This is a genomic window from Pseudorhodoferax soli, assembly GCF_003337555.1.
GTDB classification, from domain to species: Bacteria; Pseudomonadota; Gammaproteobacteria; order Burkholderiales; family Burkholderiaceae_C; genus Pseudorhodoferax; species Pseudorhodoferax soli.
Genome location: NZ_QPJK01000006.1, coordinates 321,846 through 335,900, shown reverse-complemented (window position 1 = coordinate 335,900; position 14,055 = coordinate 321,846). Strand labels below are relative to the sequence as shown.

General features: G+C 69.2%; 14 protein-coding genes and 1 pseudogene. 2 read left to right on the top strand and 13 right to left on the bottom strand.

The window, feature by feature from the left end:
• The first annotated feature begins 3 nt into the window (after positions 1 to 3).
• Entirely contained in the window at positions 4 to 834 is an 831-nt protein-coding gene (locus tag DES41_RS22085) for an SDR family NAD(P)-dependent oxidoreductase (protein WP_114469817.1), read from the top strand.
• A gap of 211 nt (positions 835 to 1,045) precedes the next feature.
• Here the strand turns inward: DES41_RS22085 and DES41_RS22080 are convergent, their stop codons facing one another.
• The 9 genes from DES41_RS22080 to DES41_RS22040 are packed head-to-tail and all read right to left on the bottom strand — an operon-like array spanning position 1,046 to position 9,566.
• The gene (locus DES41_RS22080; protein ID WP_114469816.1) at positions 1,046 to 2,236 is read right to left on the bottom strand and encodes a lipid-transfer protein; all 1,191 of its coding nucleotides are present in this window, start codon (positions 2,234 to 2,236) and stop codon (positions 1,046 to 1,048) included.
• Positions 2,233 to 2,820, bottom strand: a complete 588-nt coding sequence (locus tag DES41_RS22075) for a MarR family winged helix-turn-helix transcriptional regulator (protein WP_114469815.1) — start codon at positions 2,818 to 2,820, stop codon at positions 2,233 to 2,235. The genes DES41_RS22080 and DES41_RS22075 overlap by 4 nt, the downstream gene beginning before the upstream one ends.
• Complete coding sequence (locus DES41_RS22070; RefSeq protein WP_114469814.1) at positions 2,817 to 3,419, bottom strand: carboxymuconolactone decarboxylase family protein; 603 nt, start codon at positions 3,417 to 3,419, stop codon at positions 2,817 to 2,819. Before DES41_RS22070 ends, DES41_RS22075 begins: the two co-directional genes overlap by 4 nt.
• Positions 3,419 to 4,963 carry a class I adenylate-forming enzyme family protein gene (locus tag DES41_RS22065; protein ID WP_114469813.1) on the bottom strand — a complete coding sequence of 515 codons (1,545 nt, stop codon included), beginning with the start codon at positions 4,961 to 4,963 and terminating at the stop codon, positions 3,419 to 3,421. The genes DES41_RS22070 and DES41_RS22065 overlap by 1 nt, the downstream gene beginning before the upstream one ends.
• 43 nt (positions 4,964 to 5,006) lie before the next feature.
• The gene (locus DES41_RS22060; RefSeq protein WP_114469812.1) at positions 5,007 to 5,711 is read right to left on the bottom strand and encodes an ABC transporter ATP-binding protein; all 705 of its coding nucleotides are present in this window, start codon (positions 5,709 to 5,711) and stop codon (positions 5,007 to 5,009) included.
• Positions 5,704 to 6,489: an ABC transporter ATP-binding protein gene (locus DES41_RS22055; protein WP_114469811.1), complete on the bottom strand. Its 786-nt coding sequence runs from the start codon at positions 6,487 to 6,489 to the stop codon at positions 5,704 to 5,706. The genes DES41_RS22060 and DES41_RS22055 overlap by 8 nt, the downstream gene beginning before the upstream one ends.
• Positions 6,486 to 7,496, bottom strand: coding sequence for a branched-chain amino acid ABC transporter permease (locus DES41_RS22050; RefSeq protein WP_114469810.1), 1,011 nt, complete (start codon positions 7,494 to 7,496; stop codon positions 6,486 to 6,488). The genes DES41_RS22055 and DES41_RS22050 overlap by 4 nt, the downstream gene beginning before the upstream one ends.
• Complete coding sequence (locus DES41_RS22045; protein WP_114469809.1) at positions 7,493 to 8,350, bottom strand: branched-chain amino acid ABC transporter permease; 858 nt, start codon at positions 8,348 to 8,350, stop codon at positions 7,493 to 7,495. The genes DES41_RS22050 and DES41_RS22045 overlap by 4 nt, the downstream gene beginning before the upstream one ends.
• A 34-nt stretch (positions 8,351 to 8,384) precedes the next feature.
• On the bottom strand, positions 8,385 to 9,566 hold the full coding sequence (locus DES41_RS22040) for an ABC transporter substrate-binding protein (RefSeq protein WP_114469808.1): 1,182 nt from the start codon (positions 9,564 to 9,566) through the stop codon (positions 8,385 to 8,387).
• 145 nt (positions 9,567 to 9,711) lie between these two features.
• Here DES41_RS22040 and DES41_RS39860 point away from each other — a divergent pair.
• A pseudogene (locus DES41_RS39860) lies at positions 9,712 to 9,852 on the top strand (IS5/IS1182 family transposase); the annotation flags it as partial.
• A 243-nt stretch (positions 9,853 to 10,095) separates the two neighbouring features.
• On the opposite strand, the gene DES41_RS22035 reads toward DES41_RS39860, so the two are convergent.
• From DES41_RS22035 to DES41_RS22020, 4 genes are all read right to left on the bottom strand, one after another.
• Positions 10,096 to 10,821 carry an alpha/beta fold hydrolase gene (locus DES41_RS22035; RefSeq protein WP_114469807.1) on the bottom strand — a complete coding sequence of 242 codons (726 nt, stop codon included), beginning with the start codon at positions 10,819 to 10,821 and terminating at the stop codon, positions 10,096 to 10,098.
• Between the two features lie 13 nt (positions 10,822 to 10,834).
• On the bottom strand, positions 10,835 to 11,821 hold the full coding sequence (locus DES41_RS22030) for a Bug family tripartite tricarboxylate transporter substrate binding protein (protein WP_114469806.1): 987 nt from the start codon (positions 11,819 to 11,821) through the stop codon (positions 10,835 to 10,837).
• Positions 11,822 to 11,985: 164 nt separating this feature from the next.
• On the bottom strand, positions 11,986 to 13,020 hold the full coding sequence (locus DES41_RS22025) for an SMP-30/gluconolactonase/LRE family protein (RefSeq protein WP_114470020.1): 1,035 nt from the start codon (positions 13,018 to 13,020) through the stop codon (positions 11,986 to 11,988).
• Between the two features lie 9 nt (positions 13,021 to 13,029).
• Entirely contained in the window at positions 13,030 to 14,016 is a 987-nt protein-coding gene (locus tag DES41_RS22020; protein ID WP_114469805.1) for a Bug family tripartite tricarboxylate transporter substrate binding protein, read from the bottom strand.
• Positions 14,017 to 14,055: the final 39 nt, after the last annotated feature.

Here is a 14,055-nt window from a genome sequence, read left to right as displayed (position 1 = left end):
CCCATGTCTCTCACACTCGACGGCAAGGTCGCACTCGTCACGGGCTCGGGCCGCGGCATCGGCCGCTCCATCGCGCTGAAGTTCGCCTCGCAGGGCGCGCGCGTGGTCGTCAACGACCTGGACACCGGCCCGGCCGAGGAGGTCGTGGCCGAGATCCGCGCGGCCGGCGGCCAGGCCGTGGCCTGCGCCGGCAATGTGACCGCGCCCGACTTCGCAGAGCGCTTCATCGGCACGGCGGTGCAGCACTACCAGGGCCTGGACATCGTCGTCAACAACGCCGGCTACACCTGGGACAATGTGATCCAGAAGATGACCGACGAGCAGTGGTACGCGATGATCGACTGCCACCTGACCGCACCGTTCCGCATCCTGCGCGCGGCCTACCCGGTGATCCGCGATCTGGCCAAGGCCGACACCGCGGCCGGCCGGCGCGTGGTGCGCAAGGTGGTCAACATCTCATCGGTCGCCGGGCTGTTCGGCAACGTCGGCCAGGTGAACTACGCGGCCGCCAAGGCCGGCATCCTGGGCATGACACAGACGCTGGCCAAGGAATGGGGACGCATGCACGTGACCGTCAACGCCGTGGCCTACGGCTTCATCAAGACGCGGCTGACCGGCAGTGCGGCCGACGGCACCACGACCAACATCGATGGCCGCGAGATCAAGGTCGGCATCAATCCGGGCCTGATGGCAGCCATGGCCCAGAGCATCCCGCTGGGCCGTGGCGGCACGCCGGAGGAGGCCGCGGGCGCCGTCTACCTGCTCTGCCTGCCTGAATCGGACTATGTGAGCGGGCAGACGCTGATGTGCTCCGGCGGACTGACGGGCATCTAGCCATGGCCACGCCACCGCCACGGGCCAGCCCCAGGATCATCGAACCGAGGGCATCTTCGCGGGGCAGGTTGCAGGCCGCAGGCGCATGTCGCGGGGCGCCGGGGTGAATCTCAGGCGGCTGTAGATGTTCAGCCCCTGTTGAAGTAGCACCCAACGACCGGTGAGCGCAGCGATGGAAACGCGCTCACGACCCATGCTTGCGGTGTTGCATTCAATCTCCCCGCTCGTACAGCGTCACCACGCACGCCCCGCCGAGCCCCAGGTTGTGCTGCAGCGCCAGCCGGGCACCCGCCACCTGGCGCTGCTCGGCCTGCTCGCGCAACTGCAAGGTCAACTCGTAGCATTGCGCCAGGCCGGTCGCGCCCAGCGGGTGCCCCTTGGACAGCAGGCCGCCCGAGGGATTGGTGACCACCTGGCCCCCATAGGTGTTGTCACCGTCGAGGATGAAGCGCTCGGCGCCGCCCTCGTCGCACAGGCCCAGGGCTTCGTAGGTGATGAGCTCGTTCTGCGCAAAGCAGTCGTGCAGTTCCACCACGTCGAGGTCGCGCGGGCCGACGCCCGCCTGCGCGTAGACCTTGGCGGCGGCCTGGCGCGCCATGTCGTAGCCGACCACGTTGCGCATGTCGTCGCAGTCGAAGGTCGCGGGTGTGTCGGTGGTCATGGCTTGGGCGCGGATGCGCACCGCCGTCGAGATGCCGTGGCGTCGCGCGAAGTCCTCCGAGCACAGCACGGCGGCGGCCGCGCCGCAGGTGGGCGGGCAGGCCATGAGCCGCGTCATGACGCCAGGCCAGATCTTGGGCGAGGCCATCACGTCGTCGGCCGTCAGTTCGGTGCGGAACAGGGCCAGCGGGTTGTTGGCGGCGTGCCGGCTGGCCTTGGCGCGCACCTGCGCGAAGGTGGACAGCTGCGTGCCGAAGCGGCGCATGTGTTCCAGCCCCGCGCCGCCGAAGTAACGCAGTGCCATGGGGATGCCCTCGTGCCCGACCAGCCGCGTGGTCGCGTCGTCAAAGGGCTGGAACGGGGTTGGCCGGTCCGGGAAGACGGCGCCAAGCGCGCCGGGCTTCATCTGCTCGAAGCCCAGCGCCAGCACGCACTCGGCCGCGCCGCTCTCGATCGCCTGGCGCGCGAGAAACAGCGCGGTGGAACCCGTCGAACAGTTGTTGTTGACATTGACGATGGGCATGCCGGTCATGCCCACCTCGTAGAGCGCTCGCTGGCCGGCGGTGGAGTCGCCGTAGACGTAGCCCACATAGGCCTGCTGCACGTCGTCGAGCGCGATGCCGGCATCGGCCAGCGCGGCGCGCGTGGCCTGTGCGGCGGTCTGCGGGTAGTCCTCGCCAGCGCCGGGCTTGGTGAAGCGCGTCATGCCGACGCCGGCGATGCAGGTGCGATGCGTGCTCATGGGGAGTCTCCTTCGGTGGTTGCAGATGCCGGCGGCGGCGTGCAGGCGCCGGGATGGCGCGAGATCCAGACCAGGTCTTCGGGACGGGACAGCAGCGTCAGCGTGCGCCAGAAGGCCTCGATGTCGGCCTGCGGGCAGGCCAGGTGCGCTTTGCGGATGACCGCGAACTGCTTTTCCTTCGACCGGGCGAGCAGGGCCGCGCCCTGCTCGGTCACGAAGTGGCGGCGCACGCGGCGGTCATCAGGGCAGTAGCACTGCTCGATCAGTCCCAGCGTCGCGATCTGCTGCATGGTGCGCGACAGCGCCTGGTTGGAGATGCGCAGCAGGGTCGTGAGTTCGCCGACGGTGATGCCGGGGCTGAGCTGGGCGAAGTACAGCACGCGGTGGTGCGGCCGGCCCAGGCCGTGCTCGGCCAGGATGCGGTCCGATGCGTCGGCCATCTCCATGTGGGCGAAGAAGACGAGTTCGAGCGTGCGGCCCAGCGCGGCGGGCGTACCGCGCCAGTCGTCGGGTGTCGGCAAGGGGGAACTGGTCGGCGTGGCGGCGCGCTTGGCGGTGCGCCGTGCGGGAGTGGAGATGGTCATGGCGAAGCGTCCAGAAGTGGGCCCAGCCAACGGAGCGCTTCGACCATGGTGGCCGGCTCGGCTTCGAGTTCGGAGCGCACCAGGCTGTTCCAACGATTAAACCATCCGAATGCCGAGACCACGGCCACCAGCGCCAGCAGTTCCTCCTCGCTGAAGCAGGCGCGCACCGAGGCGAAAGCCGCATCGTGCGCCACGCTGGCGCCGCGGGCCCGCGGGCGCGCCGCTGCGTCGGCGAGCGCCAGTGCTGCGCGCTCGCGCGGGGTGTACAGCGGGCTGCCGGCGTGGCGGTCGAGCGCGGCCAGCTTGGCCAGGGGCACACCCAGATGGATCGCCACATGCGCGGCGTGCGCAGCGCTGTAGCCGCAGCCGGATACGCGGCTGGCTTCGCACCCCACGAGGAAGCGCAAGGGCTCCTCCAGCGGCCCTGGTCCGCGCAATGTGGCCTGCACCAGGCCCAGCACGGCAGGCAGCAGGCCGTCGTGGCGTGCCATGGTCAGCAGCGCATGGGGCCGGTAGCCAACGAAATCCACCAGGGCCTGCAGGCCGGCGGGCGCGTTCGCGCTGTCGAAGGCGGGCAGTGGAGCAATGTGGGCTGGCATCAAATGGCCCGCCCGGTGTTCTTCCAGGCCTCTTCGCGCAGGCTGCGCTTGAGCACCTTGCCGACGGCGCTGCGTGGCAGTTCATGGCGCACCTCGAAGGCCTTGGGCACCTTCACCGATCCCAGGCGCTCGCGGCAGAAAGCGGCCAGCGCCTCCGGCTGCAGCGTGCGCCCGGGCTTGGGTTCGACGAAGGCCTTGACCATCTCGCCCCACTTGTCGTCGGGCACGCCGATCACTGCGCAGTCCTGCACGTCGTCGTGGCTCCACAGCACCTGCTCGATCTCGGACGGGTAGATGTTGAATCCGCCCGAGATGATCATGTCGCGCTTGCGGTCGACGATGTAGTGGTAGCCCGCGCTGTCACGCCAGCCGACGTCGCTGGTGTGGTGCCAGCCGTGGCGCGCCGCTTCGGCGGTGGCGTCGGCGTTCTTGTAGTAGCCCGCCATGACCAGCGGACCGCGCACCACGATCTCGCCGCGCTCGCCGTCGGGCAGCAGCCGGCCTGCGTCGTCCATGATGGCCACCTCGGTCAGCAGCGTGGCCCGCCCGCAGCTGGCCAGCCGGTCCGGGGCTTCGGCGAGCGCCTCGGCATGCTCGCGCGGGGTCAGCGCGGTGCACAGCATGGGCGCTTCGGCCTGGCCGAAGGTCTGCGCCATGACCGGGCCGAAGACCTCCATGGCCACGCGCAGCTTGTCCACCGACATCGGTGCCGCGGCGTAGATCAGGTAGTCGAGCGAGCTGTAGTCGTGGTTGCGTACCTCCGGATGCGCCAGCAGCATGTAGATGGCTGTCGGCGGCAGGAAGAGGTGGGTCACGCGGTGCTGCTCGATCGCGGCCGGCACCCGCTCGGGCGAGAAGCCCGGCAGGATCACGAAGGTGGCGCCCGCCGCCATCAGCATCATGGCCACGCCACCGGCTGCGTGCGTCATGGGCGCCACGACCAGGTTGACCGGAGGCCGCCGCACCGGAAAGGCGGTCAGCAGATTGGCGATCATGGTCTGCCAGGTGCGGTGGGTCCAGATCGCGCCTTTGGAGAGACCGGTGGTGCCGCCAGTGGGGAACACGGCGGTCACGCTGTCCGGATCGCGCGCCAGGTCGGGCGGGGCGGAGGCGGCAACTTCGCGCATGCGCGCCGGCAGCCCGTCGGCCTCGTCGTCGTCGATGCACACCGCATGGCGCACGCCAGGCGCGTGCGGCAGGTAGGACGCGACACGGTCCTTGAGCGAGGAGTGGTAGAGCAGGATCTCGACGTCGAACCCGCGCAGGATGTGGCAGTTCTCCTGCAGTCCGTTGTTGGCGTTCAGCGGTACCCAGGCGGCGCCGGCCCGGGCCAGGCCCAGCAGGCATTCGAACGCGCGTGCGCGGTTGGGCGAGAACACCGAGACCTTGGTGCCGGGCTGGCAGCCCAGCCCGATCAGCACATTGGCAATCCGGTGGGTCGTGGCCTGCGATTCGCCGTAGGTCGTGCGGCCCAGGTCGTCGATCAGGAAAGGGTGCTCCGGGTGCATCGCGGCACGGCGGTCGAAGAAGTCGATCAGGCGCATGGTGGTCGGTCGTGTTCGGTGTGGGTTCGGTGCGGGGTCGGGGTCAGGCCACGTGGCCGGACAGGCCGGACAACATGTCCTCGAGCGCGTCCCCGACGTCGTCGCGGCCGCCCCGCCAGGTGATGCGGCCGCTGTCGAGCAGCACGTAGTGGTCGGCCAGCTGGCGCGGCACGTGCAGGTTCTGCTCGACCAGCACGATGCCCATGCCGGCCGTCCGGATCTCGGCGATGGCGGCGACGATCTGCTCGACGATGACCGGCGCCAGGCCTTCGGTGGGTTCGTCCAGCAGCAGGTAGCGGGGGTGCGTCATCAGCGCGCGTGCGATGGCCAACATCTGCTGTTCGCCGCCCGAGAGCGAGGTGCCCTGCGCCGACCGGCGCTCGCGCAGGCGCGGGAACAAGGTGTAGACGCGCTCCAGCGTCCAGGGGCCGGCGCCGTGCGACACGGTGGCCAGCTGCAGGTTCTCCTCGGCGCTGAGCCCGGCGAAGATCTGCCGGTCTTCCGGTACCAGCGCCACGCCGCGGCGGCTCAGTTGCTCGGGGGCCAGCGTGCTGACGTCCTGGCCGTCCAGCCAGCGGCTGCCGCCGGCCAGGCGCATCTGGCCCATCAGGGTCTTGAGCGTGGTGCTCTTGCCGGCGCCGTTGCGCCCGACCAGCGCCGTCACCTGGCCTGGCCGCACCGCCAGCGCCACCTGGTGCAGCGCCTGCGCCTTGCCGTAGCAGGCCTCCGCGTTGCGCAACTCAAGCATGGGCGGCCTCCTGTGCGGGCTGCGTGCGGGCTCCGCCCAGGTAGGCGCGGCGCACGCGGGCGTCGGCCCGCACCTGCTCGGGCGTGCCGCGCGTGAGGATCTCGCCGGCCATCATCACCACCACCTCGTCGGCGACCCGCATCACCACGTCCATGTTGTGCTCCACCAGCAGCACGGTGCGGTTCTGCCGCACGCGTTCGATCAATGCCGTCGTGGCCTGGATCTCGGCTTGGCCGACTCCCGCCAGCGGCTCGTCCAGCAGCAGCACAGGCGGGTCGGACATCAGTGCCAGGCCCAGCTCCACGGCGCGCTGGCGGCCGTGGCTCAGCACGGCGGCAGGCATGTCCAGCGCGTCGTCCAGCCCCACGAGGGCCGCCACTTCACGGGCACGCGCCTCCAGGCCGGGCCAGGCTTGCACGCCGCGCCAGAACGGCTGCAGCCCGAAGACCATGGGCTGCGCGCCCAGACGCAGGTTCTCCAGCACCGTCATCTCGGGAAAGATGTTGATGATCTGGAAGCTGCGGCCCAGGCCCAGGCGCGCGCGGCGGTGGATGGGCTCGGCCGTGATGTCGCGGCCCTGCAGCTGCACGCGGCCACCGGACAGCGCGAGCCGGCCGCTCAGCGCATTGAGCAGCGTGGTCTTGCCGGCACCGTTGGGGCCGATCAGCGCCAGCGTCTGCCCGGTGGCGACGTCCAGGCCCACGTTCGACAACGCGACGAAGTCGCCGAAGCGCACGCTGACGCCGGTGCAGGCGATGGCGATGGCGGTGGACGTCATGCGCGCCTCCAGCGGCGCAGCACCAGGCCGGCCAGTCCCTTGGGCATGAAGATCGTGCCCGCGATGAAGATCACGCCCAGCAGCCCGTACCAATGGTCGGTGTACGCGGCCAGCCCTTCCTTGACCACTTCGAAGAACGCCACACCGAGGATCGGCCCGAGCAGCGTGCCGCTGCCGCCGAGCAGCGTCATGATCAGCACGTCGCCGGACATCTTCCAATGCAGCAGCTGCGGGCTGATGTACATCATCAGCGAGGCCAGCAGCGCGCCGGCCAGACCCGAGACCGCACCCGACAGCGCCATCGCGACGAGCCGCAGGCGACCCACGTTCAGGCCCAGCTGCTCCAGCCGCACCGCGTTCTGCCGCAGCCCCTGCAGCGCCTGGCCCAGCGGCGAGCGGCGCAGCACGTGCACGCCGAGCACAGTGGCCAGGAACAGCCCGAACACCACCCAGACGAAGGCGCCGTTCGCGAAGAAGTCGATGCCCCCGAAGCTGGGCCGTGGCACGCCGGGAATGCCGTCAACACCGCCCGACAGGTCGCGCAGCCGCGTCAGCATCACGATGGAGACCAGCTCTGCCAGCATCAGCGTGAGCAGCGAGAAGTACAGGCCGGTCACGCGCCGGCCGATCCAGGCCACCACAGTGCCGGCCAGCGCGCCCATCAGCAAGGCGCAGACCATCCCCACGCTGAACGGCAGGTTGAAGCGCAGCATCGCCCAGGTGGCCCCGTAGGCGCCCAGCCCGAAATAGGCCGCGTGGCCGAACGACAGGATGCCGGCCGTGCCGAAAGCCAGGTCGTAGCCGAGTGCGAAGATCGCCCAAACCATGATCAGGCTGAGCATGTAGGAGACGCCGTCGTTGCGCACCGTGAGCGCCAGCACCGCGAACAGCGCGGCCATGGCAAGGCTGGCACACAGGTCGGCACTGGCCAGTGGCAGACGTGTGGGGTTTGCCCTGGGCGCGGCTGTCGAACGGTGCCCAGTGGCGTGGCTTGCGACGCTGTTCATGCGAGGCGCTCCTTCTTGCTGAACAGCCCCTGCGGCCGCAGCAGCAGCGTGCCGATCAGCACGCCATAGGTCAGGATGTCGATCCATTCGGGCAGCCATTGCTGGCCGTAGGCGCGGGTCATGCCGATCAGCAGTGCGCCCAGAACGGCACCGCGGATGTTGCCCAGGCCGCCGAGGATCACGACGATGAAGCAATCCAAGATGATGGTGGTGCCCATCTGCAACTGGATCGGCAGCATCGGCCCGGCGATGGCGCCTGCGAGGCCTGCCAGGGCGGCGCCGGCCGCGAACACGGCCGTGCGCACCGTGTTGACCTTCACGCCCAGGTTGGCCGCCATCGCCGGGTTGACGCTGCTGGCGCGTACGATCAGTCCGATGCGCGAGCGTTCGATGCCGACCAGCAGCAACACCACCATGGCGGCACCGAGCGCGATGACGAACAGCCGGTAGCGTGCGAACGCGGTGCCGAACCATTCCACGCTGCCGGTCAACGCGGCGGGCGTGGCGATGCTGCGGCCGTTCAGTCCCCAGAACACGTGCACCGCTTCCTCCAGCACCAGGATCAGGCCGAATGTGATCAGCAGCTGGAACTCGTGCGGCATGGCGTAGATGGGCCGCAGCAGCCAGCGCTCGGTCAGTGCGCCGAGCAGGGCCATGCCCAACGGTGCGACGACCAGGGCCAGCCAGAAGTTGCCGCTGGCGGTGGCGATCTGGTAGGCCAGGTAGGCACCGAACATGTACATCGCGCCATGCGCGAAGTTGATGATCCGCAGCATCCCGAAGATCAGCGTCAGTCCTGCCGCTAGCAGGAACAGCAGCATGGCGATGCTCAACCCGATCAGGAAGGTCGACATGGTGGAGCCAGTTTCCCGTGCGCGCTGTGCCGCGTCAGTTGCAGGGCTTGAACAGCGCAGCCGCGGTGAAGCGCTCGGTCACCTTCATCACGATCGGGCCATCGCCGCTGCTGCGCTCGGCGATGCCGAACAGGCCGGGTTGCTCGGCTTGGTTGTCGCAGGCGCGCATGCGCTTCTCGCCCTCCACCGAGTCCTTGCGCACGCTGGTGCGGAAGGCATCGACCCACTTCTCCTTGTCCCACACGCCGGTGCTCTCCACCGTGTCCAGCCACCAGCTCATGCCATCGTAGGCCTCGCCCGCGTACTGGCTCGGCAACTCCTTGTACTTGGCCTTGTAGGCCTCGACGAAGCGCTTGTTGCGCGGCGTTTCCTGCGAGTAGTGGTAGCGCAGCGTGGAGTTCACCCCCAGCGAGCCGGTGGGACCCACGGCCTGGCCCAGTGTCTCGTCCATCAGCATGGTGCCCATGACGCGCATCTTCTGCGGCAGGCCGATGTCGGCGCCCTGCTTCAGGGAGGTGACGACGTCGCCGCCCACGACCAACAGCATGAGGCTGTCGGCGCCCGAGCGCAGCGCCTTGTCGAGCAGCACAGCGTAGTCCTTGGTGCCGATGGCGGTGAGGTCCATGCCGACCACCTGGATGCCGCGACCCTCAAAGTCCGTTTTCAGCGCAGCCCACATATCTCGGCCGACCTGGTAGTCGGCGACGATGGCATAGAGCTTCTTGGCGCCCTGTCGCTGCGCGAACTCACCGATCATGCGGTTCTCCATCGCGACCGTGTTGGAGGTGCGGAAGGCGTAGCGCGACTTGTCGCTGCCGGTGATGCGGTCGTCGGCCGACAGCGTGATGATGTGGGGAATCTTGCGCTGGTCGGTCAGCTTCATCATGGCGAGCGTCGAGCCCGAGCTGACCTCGCCGAACACCGTGTGCACCTCGCGCGAGAGGGCACGCGTAGTCTTCTGCACCGCCACCTGGGTGGAGGTCTCGGTGTCGTCCCAGCTGACCTCGATCGGCTTGCCGAGCACGCGGTTGTTGCGCTCCTCGATGGCGATGGTGACGCCGCGGCGCATGTTCTCGCCAATGATGCCGAAGGCGCCACTGAGCGGAAGAACGCCGGCGATGCGGAAGGCGTCCTGTGCCCATGCGGGCGCGATGGGCATCAGCATGCCGCCGAAGACCGTGAGGGCCAGGGCAGCGCCCCTTACCAGCTTTTGCATGAGTGTCTCCTGTCGTTTGATTGCGCCAGGAATCCGTTGCAGGAGCTATGCCCGATTTGCGAATATCCCAACAACGTTGTTGTATCTGGCAGGGCGGTGATCGCGCATCGGGGTTTGCACGCATGACCGTTCGGTCGCCCGCAGCCACCGCAGGCAACGGTGGTTCACATTGAGCGATCCAGCGATGGAAGAGGCGTTGCGCGACGTGCCGCTGTTCCATGAACCGCAAGTCTTGCTTTGCGATACGGCTGTGCCTGAAGCGACGACGATCCTGCAGTCCACCCGCGGCTGGAACGACACCAGCCGGCCAACCAGGAGTGTCTCCAGCGCGTTTTGGAGATCCAGGCCGTCTGAACGGCATGTCCGACCCCCTAGGCGCGGGTGTCGGGTCTCTGCCGCTCACGCGATGCGCAGAACCAATGTCGACCGCCAGTTCCATCGCCCTTGGCTCCCGACACTGGCACGCGACGTCTGCTTGCATGCGAACGCCCTCCTCCGGCCCCGTCCGGAACGAACCAGTAGCATGGACTCAGGCCACCGCCGCGCCCAGCGCCGCCTTGATCCGGTCCACCACCTCGCGCCGAAGCGCGGTCTGCCCCGCAAGCCACTCGTGCAGCTTGTGGCCAACGCCTTCGAACATGCGGAAGTCGGCCAGCCTCGCGCTTGCGCAAGCGGTCGCATAGCCCCGCTGGACCTCCCGCGGAATGATCGCGTCCTGCGTGCCATAGAAGCACAGCACGTGCCCCTCGAAACGCCGCAACGCCTCGAACGCGGGCGACTGCTCGAAGCTGCGCGTGGCCCGGATCACGGTCCTGAATGGTTCGCCGAACCGCGCCGACTCTGCATCGGCCTCGTAGGCTGCGGGACAGAACAGGACCAGGACTTCGGGGCGCAAGGTTTCCGCCAGCCGACAGGCCACATGCCCCGCCATGCTGGTCGCCACGATCGCGCGCGGCCGCACCGGTTGCAGGCTATCTACCAGGCGCAGTGCTTCTTCGCACCGCCGGTCCAGGCTGGCGTCCACCATGTGACCGCCGCTGCGGCCATGCCCGGAGAAGTCCAACGCCACGCTGGCGACGCCATGTTCCGCCAGATCCTCGCGCAGGTAGCGCGTGCCCTCCGACGAGGTGGCCGCACCTCCGCCATGCAGGAAGAGCACGTAGCGCTGGTCACTGCGCTCGCGATACCCTGCCCAGCAGGCCTCGGCATGCAGGCCGAAGCCCTTGAAGGGCAGCCGGAACGTGCGCACATGCATCGGGCCGTCGGTCTCACTCGGGACGGATGTTGCGCGAGCGGATCAGCTGGCCCCAACGGCTTCGCTCGCCTTCGAGGAAGGCGGAGAAAGCTGCGGCAGAACCTGGGTGGAGTTCGGCGCCCATCTCGGCGAACTTGGCGACCACCTCCGGCTGCCGGAAGATCCGGTTCACCTCCGCGTTCAGCCGCTCGGCCACTGCCGCGGGCGTTCCCGTCGGCACGTACAGGCCGAAGAAGTTGTAGATCTGCAGTTCCGGCAGGCCCAGCTCGGTGAAGGTCGGGACGTCCGGCAACTGGGCCAGCCGCTCCTTGCCCGTGTAGGCGATCGCGCGGACCTTGCCGGCGCGTACCTGCGGCAAGGCCGTCACCGTGTTGTCGAACATCAGCGGAACATGACCACCGATCAGGTCGGGCAGAGCCGGTGCCGTGCCGCGGTAGGGCACGTGCAGCAGGTCCGCCTTGCCAGCCGTCTTGAGTGTCTCCAGCGCCATGTGGCTGATGCTGCCCGAGCCGAAGCTCGCCACCGCAATGCTGCCGGGCTGCGCGCGCGCCCAGCCGAGCACCTGGGGCAACTGCGCGCCCGCGAAGCGCTCGCTCCCCCTGGTCGCCAGGAGCAGCAAGCCGTTGCGCTCGATCATGGCCACTGGCACCAGGTCCTTGCGGGGATCGAAGCGCAGCTTGGGGTACAGGGCGTCGGCCAGGGCGACGATGCCGCCGCCGACCAGCAGCGTGTGCCCGTCCGGCCTGGCCTGCGCCACGTACTCCGTGCCGACCAGGCCATACGCGCCGGAGCGGTTCTCCACGATGGCCGGCACCTTCAATGACTTGGCCAGCTCCTGGGCCAGCGTGCGACCGATCACGTCGGTCAGGCCTCCCGGCGCGAAAGGCACGATGACGCGCACGGTGTCCCGTGGCCAGGTGGCCTCCGCCCGGGAAAAGGAAGGGAACGCGGCGGCCAGGGCCGCGAGGCAAACGATGACGAACTGCGCAATGCGTGCCATGTTGAACTCCTTTGATGCAAACGATCGGGGCCATGCACATCGCCACCGCGGAACGCGCGGCGCGGCGATGGGCGGATGGAAGAAGCTGGCGTCGAGGCGGCCGGCGACGAAGCGGCCGGAAACGAGGCGGCCGGTATGCAGGCCCCTCGACACGGACACGAGATTCAAGGTCCGTTGCTGGCGCCACCGGCAAAGCGGCGATGCCAGTGCACCGGCGGGTGCCCTGGCACCGGGCACTCGAAGGCCAGCACCCTGTGCCCCAGGAGCGAGCCGAGGAGCACGGTGCGGCGCTGCGGGCCGGCGAAGCACAGGCTGGAGACATTGCCCAGGCTGCTGGTGCCGCAGGTCCAGATGCTGTCGCGGCACAGACGCCTTGCGTCGAGGTCGGACACATACCGCGCCACGTGCCTGGCGTCCGTGTCCGCCAGCACCAGCTGCAGCATGCCATCGGGCCGCACCACATAGACCTTGTTGCTGACGATGCAAGTGACCCAGGCGCCCCCGAAGGCGTCGAAGCACACGCCGTCGGGCTGGTCGCCCGCAGGAAAGCTGCACACCGTTTCGCGGTCGGTCAGCGTGGGCCCGGGCCGCAGCCGGAACCGCGTCAGGCGCCGCGCGTGCGTCTCGTTGACGTACACGAACAGCCCATCGGGTGAGAACGCGATCTCGTTGGTGTAGCCCAGGCCGTCGGCCAGGATGCGGGTGCCGCGGGCGTCGTGGACCGCGATGTAGCCTTCAGCGACGTCGGGGTACCAGGCCTGCATGCGCGGGATGTGCCGAGTGCTGACCGTGAACCAGACCGTGCCGTTGGCGTCCTCCAGCACGAAGTTGGTTGGCGGCAGCACCCGTCCCTCCAGCGTGGTCACGACGGGCATCGCCGAGCCTGTACTCCCCAGCCTGTAGACGCCCCCTTCTGCGTCACCCAGGTGCGCCACCAGGACGCGCCCGTCGGCGCCGAGCGCGATGCCGTTGGCATGCAGCGCCCCACCCTGCACCGTGCGGCCCTGCACCAGTTGCGCCTTGCCGCCGGGGTCCACATGGGTGAAGCCACCGCGGCGGTCCGACATCAGGAACTCGCCTGCGGCGTTCGAGACGATGCACTCCGGGCTCTGCAGCCCCGCGAAACAGGGCTTGAGTGCGGCCAAGCCCACCTGGAAGTCCGCGGGCAGCGGATAGCGCGCCGAGTTGTTCTGCAACATGGCCACCACTCAGTCCAGCTTGAGGCCGCGGTCCACCACGATGGCGCGGCGCAGGGCGAGCTCCTTGTCGATCAGCGCGGCGAAGTCCGCCACGCTGCCGCCCACCGGCTGGATGCCGGCCTTCTCGAAACGCTGGCGCACGGCCGGATCGGCCAGCGCGCGCGCCGCCGCGGCATGGATCCGGTCCCGGACCTCGGGCGGCATCCGGGCCGGCGCCACCAGCCCCATCCACGCGGTGTTGTCCAGCGCCGCCATCCCCGCTTCGGTGAAGGTCGGCACCCGGGGCAGCGCGGGGCTGCGCTGCGGGCTCATGACCGCGATGCCCCGCAGCGCGCCCGACTGGATGTGCGGCAGCATGGAGGGCAGGTTGTCGAACATCATGTCCACCTGGCCGCCCAGCAGGTCCGCGATGGCCGGCCCCGCCCCCTTGTACGGCACATGGACCAGGTCGGTCCTGGTCAGTGCCTTGAACAGCTCGCCGTCCAGGTGCCCTACCCCACCCGTCCCCGCGGAGGCGAAGGTGCAGGGAACCGGACAGCTGCCCAGCCGCGCGACCAGCTGGGCCATGTCGTTGACCGGCAGCCTGGCGGCGCTGACGGCCAGGATGACCGGCACCGTCGCCAGCGTGATGACCGGTGTGAAGCCGGTGACCGGGTCGTACGGGTTCTTGGGGTTGATCGCCGGGTTGGTCGCCATGGTGGAGACCGTGGCCAGGCCCAGCACCGTGCCATCCGGCACCGCCTTGGACACGAAGTTGGCGCCGACCGCACCGCCGGCGCCGGGCCGGTTCTCCACGATGACGGTCTGCCCCAGCTCCCGGGCCAGCGCATCGGACACGGCCCGCGCGACGATGTCGGTGGCGCCGCCGGGTGCGAAGGGAACGACGATGCGCACGACCTTGTCGCTCGCGGGCACGGGGGTCTGGGCCGGCGCCACGGCGCAGGCCATGAGGCTGCAGACCGCAAGGGCCGCACGCAGCACGCTGGAAACGGACATGGATACTCCTTGGACGGGCCGCGATGGCCCGAAGTGGGA

Bases quoted from the DNA above. Each gene is read 5' to 3' on its own strand.
- DES41_RS22045 (WP_114469809.1), bottom strand. From the start codon at position 8,350: ATGTCGACCTTCCTGATCGGGTTGAGCATCGCCATGCTGCTGTTCCTG.
- DES41_RS22070 (WP_114469814.1), bottom strand. From the start codon at position 3,419: ATGCCAGCCCACATTGCTCCACTGCCCGCCTTCGACAGCGCGAACGCG.
- DES41_RS22055 (WP_114469811.1), bottom strand. From the start codon at position 6,489: ATGACGTCCACCGCCATCGCCATCGCCTGCACCGGCGTCAGCGTGCGC.
- DES41_RS22050 (WP_114469810.1), bottom strand. From the start codon at position 7,496: ATGAACAGCGTCGCAAGCCACGCCACTGGGCACCGTTCGACAGCCGCG.
- DES41_RS22020 (WP_114469805.1), bottom strand. From the start codon at position 14,016: ATGTCCGTTTCCAGCGTGCTGCGTGCGGCCCTTGCGGTCTGCAGCCTC.
- DES41_RS22040 (WP_114469808.1), bottom strand. From the start codon at position 9,566: ATGCAAAAGCTGGTAAGGGGCGCTGCCCTGGCCCTCACGGTCTTCGGC.
- DES41_RS22075 (WP_114469815.1), bottom strand. From the start codon at position 2,820: ATGACCATCTCCACTCCCGCACGGCGCACCGCCAAGCGCGCCGCCACG.
- DES41_RS22085 (WP_114469817.1), top strand. From the start codon at position 4: ATGTCTCTCACACTCGACGGCAAGGTCGCACTCGTCACGGGCTCGGGC.
- DES41_RS22065 (WP_114469813.1), bottom strand. From the start codon at position 4,963: ATGCGCCTGATCGACTTCTTCGACCGCCGTGCCGCGATGCACCCGGAG.
- DES41_RS22025 (WP_114470020.1), bottom strand. From the start codon at position 13,020: ATGTTGCAGAACAACTCGGCGCGCTATCCGCTGCCCGCGGACTTCCAG.
- DES41_RS22030 (WP_114469806.1), bottom strand. From the start codon at position 11,821: ATGGCACGCATTGCGCAGTTCGTCATCGTTTGCCTCGCGGCCCTGGCC.
- DES41_RS22080 (WP_114469816.1), bottom strand. From the start codon at position 2,236: ATGAGCACGCATCGCACCTGCATCGCCGGCGTCGGCATGACGCGCTTC.
- DES41_RS22060 (WP_114469812.1), bottom strand. From the start codon at position 5,711: ATGCTTGAGTTGCGCAACGCGGAGGCCTGCTACGGCAAGGCGCAGGCG.
- DES41_RS22035 (WP_114469807.1), bottom strand. From the start codon at position 10,821: ATGCATGTGCGCACGTTCCGGCTGCCCTTCAAGGGCTTCGGCCTGCAT.